Origin of the sequence: Paenibacillus sp. FSL L8-0644, from assembly GCF_038008165.1 — a bacterium.
Taxonomy (GTDB): domain Bacteria; phylum Bacillota; class Bacilli; order Paenibacillales; family Paenibacillaceae; genus Paenibacillus; species Paenibacillus polymyxa_D.
Genome location: NZ_JBBOYN010000001.1, coordinates 4,772,458 through 4,786,152, shown reverse-complemented (window position 1 = coordinate 4,786,152; position 13,695 = coordinate 4,772,458). Strand labels below are relative to the sequence as shown.

The 13,695-nt window shown below is 47.1% G+C and carries 6 protein-coding genes, 11 tRNA genes and 2 rRNA genes; all 19 read left to right on the top strand.

From position 1 onward, the window contains the following. Positions 1-95 precede the first annotated feature (95 nt). The 19 genes from NSS94_RS21700 to glmM all read left to right on the top strand — a co-directional run bounded on the left by NSS94_RS21700 (position 96) and on the right by glmM (position 13,258). Positions 96-3,023, top strand: a 23S ribosomal RNA gene (locus NSS94_RS21700). Positions 3,024-3,172: 149 nt separating this feature from the next. Continuing rightward, positions 3,173-3,289 (top strand): 5S ribosomal RNA (gene rrf / locus NSS94_RS21695). Positions 3,290-3,308: 19 nt separating this feature from the next. Then, positions 3,309-3,384 (top strand) — tRNA-Asn (locus tag NSS94_RS21690). 3 nt (positions 3,385-3,387) lie between these two features. Beyond that, positions 3,388-3,460 (top strand) — tRNA-Thr (locus NSS94_RS21685). A gap of 11 nt (positions 3,461-3,471) precedes the next feature. After that, positions 3,472-3,543, top strand: a tRNA-Glu gene (locus NSS94_RS21680). An 11-nt stretch (positions 3,544-3,554) separates the two neighbouring features. Further along, positions 3,555-3,630: transfer RNA gene (locus NSS94_RS21675), tRNA-Val, on the top strand. 55 nt (positions 3,631-3,685) lie between these two features. Continuing rightward, positions 3,686-3,760: transfer RNA gene (locus tag NSS94_RS21670), tRNA-Gln, on the top strand. Positions 3,761-3,764: 4 nt separating this feature from the next. Beyond that, positions 3,765-3,840: transfer RNA gene (locus NSS94_RS21665), tRNA-Lys, on the top strand. 11 nt (positions 3,841-3,851) lie between these two features. After that, a tRNA-Leu gene (locus NSS94_RS21660) sits at positions 3,852-3,932 on the top strand. A gap of 10 nt (positions 3,933-3,942) precedes the next feature. Beyond that, a tRNA-Gly gene (locus NSS94_RS21655) sits at positions 3,943-4,017 on the top strand. 5 nt (positions 4,018-4,022) lie between these two features. After that, positions 4,023-4,099 (top strand) — tRNA-Arg (locus NSS94_RS21650). Between the two features lie 20 nt (positions 4,100-4,119). Beyond that, positions 4,120-4,193: transfer RNA gene (locus NSS94_RS21645), tRNA-Pro, on the top strand. Between the two features lie 9 nt (positions 4,194-4,202). Then, positions 4,203-4,273 (top strand) — tRNA-Gly (locus NSS94_RS21640). Positions 4,274-5,011: 738 nt separating this feature from the next. Beyond that, positions 5,012-7,804 carry a phosphoenolpyruvate carboxylase gene (ppc, locus tag NSS94_RS21635; protein ID WP_341040125.1) on the top strand — a complete coding sequence of 931 codons (2,793 nt, stop codon included), beginning with the start codon at positions 5,012-5,014 and terminating at the stop codon, positions 7,802-7,804. A 191-nt stretch (positions 7,805-7,995) separates the two neighbouring features. Beyond that, positions 7,996-8,562, top strand: a complete 567-nt coding sequence (sigW, locus tag NSS94_RS21630) for an RNA polymerase sigma factor SigW (RefSeq protein ID WP_016818747.1) — start codon at positions 7,996-7,998, stop codon at positions 8,560-8,562. 150 nt (positions 8,563-8,712) lie between these two features. After that, the gene (locus tag NSS94_RS21625; protein WP_307353483.1) at positions 8,713-9,336 is read left to right on the top strand and encodes an anti-sigma factor; all 624 of its coding nucleotides are present in this window, start codon (positions 8,713-8,715) and stop codon (positions 9,334-9,336) included. Between the two features lie 221 nt (positions 9,337-9,557). Beyond that, complete coding sequence (gene cdaA, locus NSS94_RS21620; RefSeq protein WP_341040124.1) at positions 9,558-10,391, top strand: diadenylate cyclase CdaA; 834 nt, start codon at positions 9,558-9,560, stop codon at positions 10,389-10,391. Next, positions 10,388-11,857, top strand: a complete 1,470-nt coding sequence (locus NSS94_RS21615; protein ID WP_069011563.1) for a CdaR family protein — start codon at positions 10,388-10,390, stop codon at positions 11,855-11,857. Before cdaA ends, NSS94_RS21615 begins: the two co-directional genes overlap by 4 nt. Before the next feature lie 60 nt (positions 11,858-11,917). Next, on the top strand, positions 11,918-13,258 hold the full coding sequence (gene glmM / locus NSS94_RS21610) for a phosphoglucosamine mutase (protein ID WP_029516808.1): 1,341 nt from the start codon (positions 11,918-11,920) through the stop codon (positions 13,256-13,258). Positions 13,259-13,695: the final 437 nt, after the last annotated feature.

Genomic DNA, 13,695 nt, shown 5'->3' with positions numbered 1-13,695 from the left:
AAATAAAGGTAGCAGGTAAGGAAAGATCTTTTGCCTTTGGCAAAAATCATTTCTTATCGAACATCGACATTTTCTTTCTTTGAAAGAAAAGTCTAGGTTAAGCTACAAAGAGCACACGGAGGATGCCTAGGCGCCAGGAGCCGACGAAGGACGTGGCGAACAACGATAAGGCCTCGGGGAGCTGTAAGCAAGCTTTGATCCGGGGATGTCCGAATGGGGAAACCCGGCTGTCTTCATCGACAGTCACTTTCTGCTGAATACATAGGCAGAATAGAGGCAGACCAGGGGAACTGAAACATCTAAGTACCCTGAGGAAGAGAAAACAATAGTGATTCCGTCAGTAGCGGCGAGCGAACGCGGATTAGCCCAAACCAAGGAGCTTGCTCCTTGGGGTTGTGGGACGTCTCACATGGAGTTACAAAGGAACCGGTTAGATGAAGAGGTCTGGAAAGGCCCGCCAGAGAAGGTAAAAGCCCTGTAGTTCAAAACTTGTTCTCTCCGAGACGGATCCCGAGTAGTGCGGGGCACGTGAAACCCCGTATGAATCCGGCAGGACCATCTGCCAAGGCTAAATACTCCCTGGCGACCGATAGTGAAGCAGTACCGTGAGGGAAAGGTGAAAAGCACCCCGGAAGGGGAGTGAAATAGATCCTGAAACCGTGTGCTTACAAGAAGTCAGAGCCCTATTTATGGGTGATGGCGTGCCTTTTGTAGAATGAACCGGCGAGTTACGTTCCCGTGCAAGGTTAAGGTGAAGAGCTGAAGCCGCAGCGAAAGCGAGTCTGAATAGGGCGAATGAGTACGTGGACGTAGACCCGAAACCGGGTGATCTACCCCTGTCCAGGGTGAAGGTGCGGTAACACGCACTGGAGGCCCGAACCCACGCATGTTGAAAAATGCGGGGATGAGGTGGGGGTAGCGGAGAAATTCCAATCGAACCCGGAGATAGCTGGTTCTCCCCGAAATAGCTTTAGGGCTAGCCTCGGAAAGAAGAATCGTGGAGGTAGAGCACTGATTGGGTGCGGGGCCCGCAAGGGTTACCAAGCTCAGTCAAACTCCGAATGCCATAGATTTAGTTCCGGGAGTCAGACAGTGAGTGCTAAGATCCATTGTCGAAAGGGAAACAGCCCAGACCATCAGCTAAGGTCCCCAAGTGTGTGTTAAGTGGGAAAGGATGTGGAGTTGCACAGACAACCAGGATGTTGGCTTAGAAGCAGCCACCATTGAAAGAGTGCGTAATAGCTCACTGGTCGAGTGACTCTGCGCCGAAAATGTAACGGGGCTAAACACACCACCGAAGCTATGGCTTGATGCTTGCATCAGGGGTAGGGGAGCGTTGAATGCGGGTTGAAGGTGTACCGTAAGGAGCGCTGGACTGCATTCAAGTGAGAATGCCGGTATGAGTAACGAAAAGATCTGTGAGAATCAGATCCGCCGAAAGCCTAAGGGTTCCTGAGGAAGGTTCGTCCGCTCAGGGTAAGTCGGGACCTAAGGCGAGGCCGATAGGCGTAGTCGAAGGACAACAGGTCGAAATTCCTGTACCACCGTAATCCGTTATGAGCGATGGGGTGACGCAGTAGGGTAGTGACGCGGACTGATGGATGTCCGTCTAAGCAGTGAGGCTGGTGTGTAGGCAAATCCGCACATCGTTAAGGCTGGGCTGTGATGGGGAGCGAAAATTATAGTAGCGAAGGTCATGATCTCAGACTGCCAAGAAAAGCCTCTAGCCAGGAGAAGGTGCCCGTACCGCAAACCGACACAGGTAGGCGAGAAGAGAATTCTAAGGCGCGCGGAAGAACTCTCGTTAAGGAACTCGGCAAAATGACCCCGTAACTTCGGGAGAAGGGGTGCCTCGGTAGGGTGAATAGCCCGAGGGGGCCGCAGTGAAAAGGCCCAAGCGACTGTTTAGCAAAAACACAGGTCTGTGCGAAGCCGCAAGGCGAAGTATACGGGCTGACGCCTGCCCGGTGCTGGAAGGTTAAGGGGAGTGGTAAGCTCGCAAGAGCGAAGCTATGAACCGAAGCCCCAGTAAACGGCGGCCGTAACTATAACGGTCCTAAGGTAGCGAAATTCCTTGTCAGGTAAATTCTGACCCGCACGAATGGCGTAACGACTTGGGCGCTGTCTCAACGAGAGATCCGGTGAAATTTTAATACCTGTGAAGATGCAGGTTACCCGCGACAAGACGGAAAGACCCCATGGAGCTTTACTGCAGCTTGATATTGAATTTGGGTACGATCTGTACAGGATAGGTGGGAGCCGTCGAACTTTGAGCGCCAGCTTGAAGGGAGGCATCCTTGGGATACCACCCTGATCGTATCTAGGTTCTAACTTGGTACCGTGAACCGGTGCGAGGACAGTGTCAGGTGGGCAGTTTGACTGGGGCGGTCGCCTCCTAAAGAGTAACGGAGGCGCCCCAAGGTTCCCTCAGAATGGTTGGAAATCATTCGAAGAGTGCAAAGGCAGAAGGGAGCTTGACTGCGAGACCTACAAGTCGAGCAGGGACGAAAGTCGGGCTTAGTGATCCGGTGGTACCGCATGGAAGGGCCATCGCTCAACGGATAAAAGCTACCCTGGGGATAACAGGCTTATCTCCCCCAAGAGTCCACATCGACGGGGAGGTTTGGCACCTCGATGTCGGCTCATCGCATCCTGGGGCTGAAGTAGGTCCCAAGGGTTGGGCTGTTCGCCCATTAAAGCGGTACGCGAGCTGGGTTCAGAACGTCGTGAGACAGTTCGGTCCCTATCTGTCGTGGGCGTAGGAAATTTGAGAGGAGCTGTCCTTAGTACGAGAGGACCGGGATGGACGTACCGCTGGTGTACCAGTTGTTCCGCCAGGAGCACCGCTGGGTAGCTATGTACGGAAGGGATAAGCGCTGAAAGCATCTAAGCGTGAAGCCCCCCTCAAGATGAGATTTCCCAGTATGTAAGACCCCTTGAAGACGACGAGGTAGATAGGTTGGGGGTGGAAGTGCAGTAATGCATGGAGCTGACCAATACTAATCGGTCGAGGGCTTATCCTAAGATAAAACGCAAATGAGTTTCGGATCCAGTTTTCAGGGTGTAACCTTGAACGTATGTAGAAATACATACGAAATACGCATTGAAATTCATTCACACAGCTGTGATGAACCGAGTTTCAATACGGAAGAATTTGCGTAGCAAATTCATGTTTGGTGGCGATAGCGGAGGGGTTCCACACGTACCCATCCCGAACACGACCGTTAAGCCCTCCAGCGCCGATGGTACTTGGACCGCAGGGTCCTGGGAGAGTAGGACGTCGCCAAGCAGAGCTTTATGCTTATTATTCCCTGATAGCTCAGTTGGTAGAGCACTCGACTGTTAATCGAGTTGTCACAGGTTCGAGTCCTGTTCGGGGAGCCATTTGCTCTCATAGCTCAGCAGGTAGAGTGCATCCATGGTAAGGATGAGGTCACCGGTTCGAACCCGGTTGAGAGCTTGTTATAGGATGGCCCGTTGGTCAAGGGGTTAAGACACCTCCCTTTCACGGAGGTAACAGGGGTTCGAATCCCCTACGGGTCATAGGGTAGTATGGAGGCTTAGCTCAGCTGGGAGAGCATCTGCCTTACAAGCAGAGGGTCGGGGGTTCGATCCCCTCAGCCTCCACCATTTTTCATCCTCTTACCTGGATGAATTCTTGGGGAATTGTGAATCATATGCATATTGGGGATTAGCCAAGCGGTAAGGCAACGGACTTTGACTCCGTCATGCATAGGTTCAAATCCTATATCCCCAGCCATTAAGAGCCATTAGCTCAGTTGGTAGAGCACCTGACTTTTAATCAGGGTGTCGAAGGTTCGAGTCCTTCATGGCTCACCATTGTATTACATGCGCGTGTGGCGGAATTGGCAGACGCACTAGACTTAGGATCTAGCGTCTTTGACGTGGGGGTTCAAGTCCCTCCACGCGCATATTGTTTTTGCGGACGTGGCTCAGCGGTAGAGCATCGCCTTGCCAAGGCGAGGGTCGCGGGTTCGATTCCCGTCGTCCGCTCCATATTTGCGCCCTTAGCTCAGCTGGATAGAGCGTTTGACTACGAATCAAAAGGCCGGGAGTTCGAATCTCTCAGGGCGCGCCATATTTAAAAAAGTATAATATCGGGATGTAGCTCAGCTTGGTAGAGCACCTGGTTTGGGACCAGGGGGTCGCATGTTCGAATCGTGTCATCCCGATACTAATTTGCGGGTGTAGTTCAATGGTAGAACTTCAGCCTTCCAAGCTGATAGCGTGGGTTCGATTCCCATCACCCGCTTACCGATTACCTAGAAGCCGAAAGGCTTCTTTTTATTTTGTCCACATTACATTTACTTCTATGTATATAGGCCAATGCAAATATGTCTCCTGTCATGCACAGTTGGGGATGACTTGTGTATATTGTACATAGGCTCTTGTTACTTTTGACACCTAGATCTCGAATTTCCTCCTCTAACGACCCCATTCTTCTGCAGTAAGGCTAATTTCGTGATCAAATCCTTTGAATGTAGGAATCCTATAGCTATTATGGTACGAATTCATGGTGATAACTCAACAGTTGCTCTTGGGTTGTGCACATTTCCCTTTATTTATGTGGGTAAAAAGCGGAGTGTTTAAGAGGAAATACCTTAGGAACACTGAGAAAATGGCTGATTTGTGTATATCCTTGTGGATAGAAGGCTAATGGAGTTGACTTTGTCAACAAATAATAAACATATACACATCATGTTGCATGAATTTGTACCTTTAAAAACACACTCTTTATAAGAGACTGTGCATAATGTTTCACGCATCACTAGTGTATACATTAATTTCTATTTATTAATTTCATATTTATTCATAAGAATCCAATATTTTCTCGAAAGAAGTAATTCAAAAAGATGATTTTTTACTGTAAATTTTGCAGCTTTTCATGCGGTTTTATTGTATGATGTTAAGAAAGTGTCAAATTTCGTGTGTATACGTACCTTTTCTACAACTGTATATGGTGTGGAACAGATCAGATGGGGGGAAAAGCATGACTGAGCTTACGTTAACCGCTAACAAAAACCAATCCAACAATCTGCTGCGGCGGGACGTTCGTTTTCTAGGGAATATTCTTGGTGAGGTATTGGTTCATCAGGGTGGCAACGAACTTTTGGATATCGTGGAGAAAATACGTGAGATAAGTAAATCGTTACGTGCCGGGTATCAGCCGGAGTTGTATGAGAATTTCAAACAAATGGTCAGCGGACTGGATACGGATATTCGTCACCAGGTTATTCGCGCGTTTGCGATTTATTTTCAGTTGGTGAATATCGCTGAGCAAAACCATCGTATTCGTCGTAAGCGGGATTATGAGCATTCGGCTGGTGAAGATGTTCAACCTGGTTCCATTGAAAGTTCCGTTCAGGAGCTTAAACAAGGGGGCTTCTCCGCTGAGGACGTTAGTAACTTGCTGAATGAGCTCTCTTTGGAGCTGGTCATGACCGCACATCCTACAGAAGCGACACGACGAGTAATACTTGATATCCATAAGCGCATTTCCGAGGACGTCATGCTGCTGGATAATCCGATGCTTACCTTGCGTGAGCGGGAACAGGTACGGGAGAATCTGCTAAACGAAGTAATTACGCTGTGGCAGACAGATGAGCTGCGTGATCGCAAGCCAACTGTATTAGATGAAGTAAGAAATGGAATGTATTATTTTCACGAGACCTTGTTTCATGTACTGCCAGATGTATATCAAGAATTGGAACGATGTTTAGACAAATATTATCCCGAACAAAAATGGCACATACCCACTTATCTGAGATTTGGTTCCTGGATCGGTGGAGACCGGGACGGCAATCCGTCTGTGACATCTCATGTGACTTGGGAAACGTTACGTATGCAGCGCAAGTTGGCTTTGAGAGAATATCAGCACACGTTAAAGGAACTCATGGGTTACTTGAGTTTCAGCACCAGCATTGTGCGAGTTTCCGATGCTCTGCTGGCTTCTATTGAAGAAGACCGTACTCACATTACACTTAAAAAGATGGAAGTATGGCATAACGAAAAAGAGCCTTACCGCATTAAACTGGCATATATGATTGCTAAAGTGAACAACATCCTGGATGAAAGCAAACAGGGTACCAATGAGCGTTACAATTCTGCGGAAGAGCTCATTGCAGACCTAAATGTTATTGACCACAGTCTGCGTCATCATTTTGCCGATTATGTGGCAAACACGTATATTCAAAAGATGATTCGCCAGGTAGAGTTGTTTGGATTCCATACAGCTACGCTGGATGTCCGTCAGCATAGTCAGGAACATGAAAATGCGATGACTGAAATTCTTTCTAAAATGAATATTGTGTCGGATTACAGTAAGCTGTCAGAAGAAGAAAAAATTAATCTGCTGGAAAAGCTGCTGAATGAACCTCGTCCGATTACTTCACCTTATTTAAAATATAGCGATAGCACACAGGAATGTCTTGATGTATATCGTACGATTTATTTGGCTCAGGAGGAATTCGGCAAGCAGTCCATTACAAGCTACTTGATCAGTATGACTCAGGGAGCTAGTGACTTACTGGAGGTTATGGTCTTATCCAAAGAGGTAGGCCTGTTCCGCATCGAGAAGGATGGCACTGTTATCTGTACGCTGCAATCTGTCCCTTTGTTCGAAACGATAGATGATCTGCACGCTGCACCTGATATTATGAGAAGATTGATGAACTTGCCTGTATATCGACAATCTGTGGCTGCGATGGACCAGCTTCAGGAGATTATGCTGGGATACTCGGACAGCAATAAAGATGGCGGTGTGGTTACAGCGAACTGGGAACTTCGGGTCGCTATGAACAGCATTACGGAAGTAGTTAATGAGTTTGGCGTAAAAGTGAAGTTTTTCCACGGTCGTGGAGGTGCGCTGGGTCGTGGAGGAATGCCACTTAATCGCAGTATTTTGGCTCAACCTCCTCATACGATTGGAGGCGGAATCAAGATTACGGAGCAAGGTGAAGTACTATCATCCCGATACTCGCTCAGAGGTATCGCGTACCGGAGCTTGGAGCAGGCAACATCGGCGCTGATTACGGCTGTAGCATATCATCGTTCCGGGAAGAAGGAAGTGTTTGAGGAGAGCTGGGAGGAGATTATCGCCCGCATTTCCCAAGTATCACTGGATAAGTATCAGGATTTGATTTTCCGAGATCCAGATTTCTTCAACTTCTTCAAAGAATCTACACCGTTGCCTGAGGTGGGCGAGCTCAACATTGGATCTCGTCCATCCAAGCGTAAGAACAGCGAACGTTTTGAGGACTTGCGCGCCATTCCATGGGTTTTTGCATGGACACAAAGCCGTTACTTGTTACCTGCATGGTATGCGGCTGGAACAGGTTTGCAAAGCTTCTATCAAAACAATGAGGATAACCTTAAAGTGCTGCAAACGATGTTTAGGGACTCTGCTTTCTTCCGGTCACTTATTGATACACTGCAAATGGCAATCGCTAAAGCGGATTTACTGATTGCAGAAGAGTACGCTGGGATGTCGGATAATGAAGAGGCCCGGCAGCGTATTTTCGGGCAGATTTCAGCGGAGTTTAAGCTGACATCTGAGTTGATTTTGAAAATAACCGGACAATCCGAGATTTTGGACGACGTGCCGGTTATTCAGGAATCTATCCGCTTGCGTAATCCTTATGTCGATCCGTTAAGTTACTTGCAGGTTCAATTGCTAAGTGAGCTACGTGAGCTGCGGGATCAGAACGGTGATGATACGGAGATGCTACGTGAGGTATTGTTGACGATTAACGGAATTGCCGCAGGCTTGAGAAATACGGGCTGATATAGTACGGTTGTACGAATACAGGCAATCGGGTACTCATGGGGTGCCCGATTGTGCTGTTTGTATATTGATGGCAGGCGTGCTTGCAGTTATTAACAATACTACAGTTGATTTCCGGATAAAATTAAACTACGATGAATAATCATAAACATATAATAAGTAACCCATCAGCAAGTCTGGGGGAGTATAGAGTGGATAATATGGAAAGCCGCTTGGTAAGGCTGGTACAGAAAGGCGATCAGCGAGCTTTTGCGGAGTTAGTCGAGTTATATAAAGATCGGATTTTTCATCTTTCCTACCGGATGCTAGGTAATCGCCATGAGGCGGAGGATCTGGTGCAGGAAACTTTTTTGCGTGTGTATCGTAATTTGGAAAAATACGATCATGGACAGAAATTCTCAACTTGGATTTATCGAATTGCTACAAATCTGTGCATTGATCGTCTGCGAAGGAGAAAACCTACATACTCACTTGATGCTGAAATGAATGATCAGGAAGGTGTCGATGGGTACGCCATGCTCGCCAGTGAAGAGCTTACCCCTGAGGGGAGCACGCTTCTGTCTGAAACACAGGCCTTGATTCATGACGCCATCGACAGCCTTCCGGATAAATACAGAACGATTATGGTTTTACGGTACTTGCAGGAGCTTTCCTTACAGGAAATCAGCGATGTGCTCAATCTCCCAGTCACCACTATTAAGACAAGAGTACACAGGGGACGGGATTTTCTGCGCAAAAAACTGGAGCACAAGCTATAGATCATGCGCATAGATTCTAGGAAAAGAGTCTGCGTAGATGTTTTTATGAAACATAATGCTCGTTGTAACGTATGTAAGATGAGCAAAGTTTCTAAGCCGGAGCATGTTATGTTGAGAAACACGGAAGAATATTAGAAAGGATTGGCTCATATGGATTGCAAACAAGCCGTCTCTTTTATGCATGACTATCTAGATGGCGACCTGTCTGAGCAGGACAAACATGAGTTGGAACAGCACTTGTTAGACTGCCCGGAATGCCGCATGCGTTTTAAAGAGCTGGAGCGGACGGATGCGATGCTTTACGGTACACGCTATCATCAAGTGCCGTGTGTATCGGATGAGCTGACATTTCGCATTATGAATGCTTTGCCGCCGCATAAAAGACAGACTGCGGTGCCTATGCTGACCTGGGTGAAAAGGCATCCCGCTGTAACAGCCGCCGCCTTCTTCCTTATTGTTATATGCTCAAGCATGGCCAGCTTTTCTAGCACGGACCATCAATTGGTAGTCAAAGGAAGTCATCTGGATCAAGTTGTTATTCAGGGCGATACTGTGATTGTGCCTGAGGGGAAATCCATTGCCGGAGATTTAACAGTGCAAAATGGTGAAGCCCGTGTATACGGCGAAGTGGAAGGAAATGTCACTGTAATTGATGGTTCTTATTATCAAGCGTCCACCGCCCATATTGCAGGACAGGTTAAAAGTATTGATCAAACCTTGGATTGGATTTGGTACAAGGTTACTGATTTATTCGGGGGACCTTCTTCTCCATAAAAGAAGCTTGAAATGGCAAGGACGATATCGAGCGCCTCTTTCCGCTGGAAAAGGCGTTTTTTTGTATATGAAGCTGGCGAATTGTACTGTATTTTACTGATTTTGGCGGTTCTTTTGTCACACAGCTTGCAACGTGAGCCTGATCGTTATAACCTAGATAGAGAGAGCACACTGTGTACATATTACACCCACTCACTACAGAAAATTGCGGGGGCATGCGCATGTTGGATTATTTTGCGGACCTGACTTGGAAAGAGTCCATTAAAGATATTATCGACATTTTGATCGTAACCTATATTATGTATCAGCTTATTTTACTTGTTCGCGGAACGCGTGCAGTTCAATTGTTGAAAGGGATTCTGTTTCTGGTTGTCATTTGGGCGGTTAGCACCTGGTTTGATTTGTATACGCTCAAGTGGTTGATGAATCAGATGTTCACCTTTGGTGTGGTGGCTATCTTTATTATTTTCCAGCCTGAGTTGCGTCGTGCACTGGAGCAATTGGGGCGTGGCAAATTATTTGGGCGTTCGTCTGCGGATGATGAAGAGATTAACAAGTTAATCGGAGAAATGATTAAGGCGCTGAATTATTTATCACGTAGGAAAATAGGAGCTTTGGTCGTATTTGAGCGCGAGACCGGGCTAAACGAATATACGGAGTCTGGTATCAAGACACAGGCTGTAGTCAGTTCTGAACTGCTAATTAACATCTTCATTCCTAATACACCTCTGCATGATGGTGCGGTGATTATTCAAAATAAACATATTGCTTCTGCGGCCTGTTATTTGCCATTATCGGAAAATCCGTTCATTAGCAAAGAGCTGGGAACCCGTCACCGGGCTGCGATTGGGGTGAGTGAGGTAACGGATGCCGTAACTGTCGTGGTATCGGAGGAAACAGGACAAATTTCTTTGGCCATTAATGGACAGGTCGTGCGCGACATTAAGGAAGAATCCCTAATCTCCAAGCTGTATGAGGAGTTGCGGCCAACACCGTCTTTGAAGGAAAAACGCGGCTCATTCTGGAATCGGAGGGGAGGCCGTGGAAATTCATGATGGACAAATGGATTAACAATAATACGATTTCCAAGATATTGGCGCTTGCGGTTGCTATCCTGCTGTGGGGAATGGTCCATCTAGATACAGGTACACCTTCATCTACGCTGACCGTTTCTTATAATAATAAAGTGATTGATAATGTAGCCATTCAGGCCAGTGGTCTGGATGATTCAAAATATGTATTGTCAACCATGGATACTGACCATGTTAAGATGGAGGTCAGAGGACAGCGTTCTGTGTTGACTTCCTTTTTTGCGGATAATTATCAAGCAAAGCTAAACTTAAACGGCTTAGGAGCAGGTACTAAAACATTGTCACTCGAACCGGACTTGCCGGATGGAGTGGAGTTGGTATCTATGACTCCTAACCGTGTTACGGTGACGATTGAGGAAAAACAAACGAAATCATTTAATGTATCTATAGTTCCTAAAGGAAACCCAGATGCGGGACTGCAGCTTGGTAAGCCTGTGATTGCTCCTCAGACCGTGAAGGTCACCTTGCCCAAAAGCCAGTTGAGTACCGTCACTGCCGTTCTGGGGGCTGTTAATACGGATGGCATCTCAGAAAAGTTTGAACAGAAGCGTGTAAAACTGAAGGCTTATAATAAAAAGGGACAGGAACTTACGGGAGCGGTCATTGAGCCGTCTACTGTGTCCGTTGAAATTCCGGTAACTCAGCAGGCGAAGTCTGTGCCTGTTAAGATTGTCTATTCCGGAGAGTTGCCAGACGGACTGGTGCTTTCTAAAGTGAATGCAAACGTGAAGGAAGCGGCGGTATATGCATCGCAGGATGTATTGAGCAGCCTCAGCTCTTACGTCACGGCTACATTGGATTTAAGCCAATTTACGGAAGCGGGGACTCGTACAGTTCAAGCTAATTTGGCAGCCCCCTCAGGTTCTGATAAAATCGAGCCAGGGTCCATACAAATTCAGGTGACTGTTGTTCCTTCCAATGAAGTCACAGATACGGAACGGACGCTGTCAGGCATCCCAATCGTTTTACAAGGTGCAGGAGATGGAGCGACTGCGACTGTTACAGCGCCCGCAGGCAAGACGATGGATGTTACTGTGAAGGGCCCGCAGGATCTGGTAAACAATTTAACCAATGATGATATTAGTTTGGTGGCAGATGTAAGTGGCCTCGCGGCTGGTCAACACGAGGTTACTCTGAAAGTAGGCTTGCCTAAATATATTACGCAAGCCGGAAATGCTGGCCAACTAAAGGCAACGATCAACATTGAGATCCCTTCTACGCCTGCTGTAACGAATCCGAATAGTGAGAATGAATCAAACCCCTCTGGTAGTGGCGAAAAGGGGCAGGAGAGGCCACAGGAGGGGCAAGGCAATCAAAGTGGAAACTCTGACGTTAAGACCGGGGACAACGCAGCTGCGGAGGATAAAACAAATCCTCATAACGGCGCAGATTCTTCTGCGAATGGAACCCCGGAGAACAGTCAGCCATAACATGTTTTATCTGTAGTAAATAATCATGATTTATTAGACAAAAAAAGGGAGTCATTTTACATGGGGAAATATTTTGGTACAGATGGTGTACGAGGCGTTGCTAATCAGGAACTTACAGCCGAACTGGCATATAGCATTGGCCGCTGCGGCGGATATGTTTTAGCAGGTAATGTAGAGAAACCGACAGTTGTTATTGGTATGGATACACGGATATCCGGTCTGATGCTGGAATCGGCTCTTGTAGCCGGTTTGCTGTCCATTGGAGCTAATGTGGTTCGCCTAGGTATTGTTTCGACGCCTGGGGTGGCATATCTCACACGTCAATTGAAAGCTGACGCTGGTGTAATGATCTCAGCATCACACAATCCAGTTGAAGATAACGGCATTAAGTTTTTTGGCGGTGACGGTTTTAAATTGACAGACGAAACGGAATTGAAAATTGAAGAGCTCATGGATGCAAAAGAAGACCAACTGCCTCGTCCGATTGGCGGCGGATTGGGAACGGTTGTTGTAGACGAGCATTCCCGTTACGATTATCTGGAGTTCTTGAAAACAACAATTAGCCATTCTTTTGAAGGAATAAAAATTGTACTGGATTGTGCAAACGGAGCAGCTTATGAGCTGGCGCCGAAGCTTTTTGCAGAATTGGGAGCTGAGGTGCACACCATCGGTGCCGAGCCTAACGGTTTGAACATCAATGATCATTGCGGCTCGACTCATCCTGAAAAGCTGAAAGAGGAAGTGCGCCGCTTGAAAGCGGATATTGGTCTGGCCTTTGACGGCGATGCCGACCGTCTGATCGCAATTGATGAGAACGGGGAAGAGGTAGACGGCGACTATATTCTCTGCATTTGCGGAGATGCAATGAACCGCGCTGGAAAACTCAAGGACAGCACTATTGTATCGACAGTGATGAGTAATATCGGTTTTTATAAAGCTACTGAAAAGCTGGCACTCAAGACTGCAAAAACTGCGGTCGGGGACCGTTATGTGATGGAAGAAATGCGTCGGGGTGGATTTAATCTGGGCGGTGAGCAGTCTGGTCATGTTATTTTCCTGGATCACAATACGACAGGCGATGGCATGCTGACTGGGATTCAGCTGGTAGATACCTTGAAAGCTTCCGGCAAGAAAATGAGTGAGCTAAAGTCGCTCATGAAACAGTATCCGCAAGTGCTCGTAAATGTGCGTGTGCAGGACAAACGCAATTACGAGGGGAATCCTGCTATTGCAGAAGCAATTGAGCAGGTGGAACAACAATTGGGCGATAATGGGCGTGTACTGGTTCGTGCTTCAGGCACAGAATCGCTCATTCGTGTGATGGCCGAAGGCCCGGATAAAGATGAGCTGGAGCAATTTGTCGGTCAGATCGTAGATGTCGTGAAGAAAGAATTAGTTTAAAATTTTGTAAACGTCGGTTGCCTGTGAAAAAGAAGCAGGCAACGGCGTTTGCGGTTATTTACTAGCGATTTATTGCCTTCATGGTGTAATTATGAATAAAGTGTCATTGCCAAATGATACTTAGCTGAATATAATATAGGGATGCTGTGACTCAGATAGAGAAAGCGAGGGTTGTAAGGTAACGTAATACAAGCGCCAGAGCTTGATTTTGTGCGGGGGAACTTGGTGGAGAAGCAACGGATTCAGTTGAAATAAAGTTGCTTGCAGATCGGTTCACGACAAAACAAGCTGACGAGGTGAAGGTGTTCGAAACATTCGGCGGGGACCTTCCGGTGAAGCATCAAGCCGTAAACCGGCAGCGGAAAATGAACAGGCAACTGTTTACACAACGCACCGGTAGATGCCTTTATTATTTTATAACCTAAATTATAAGATTC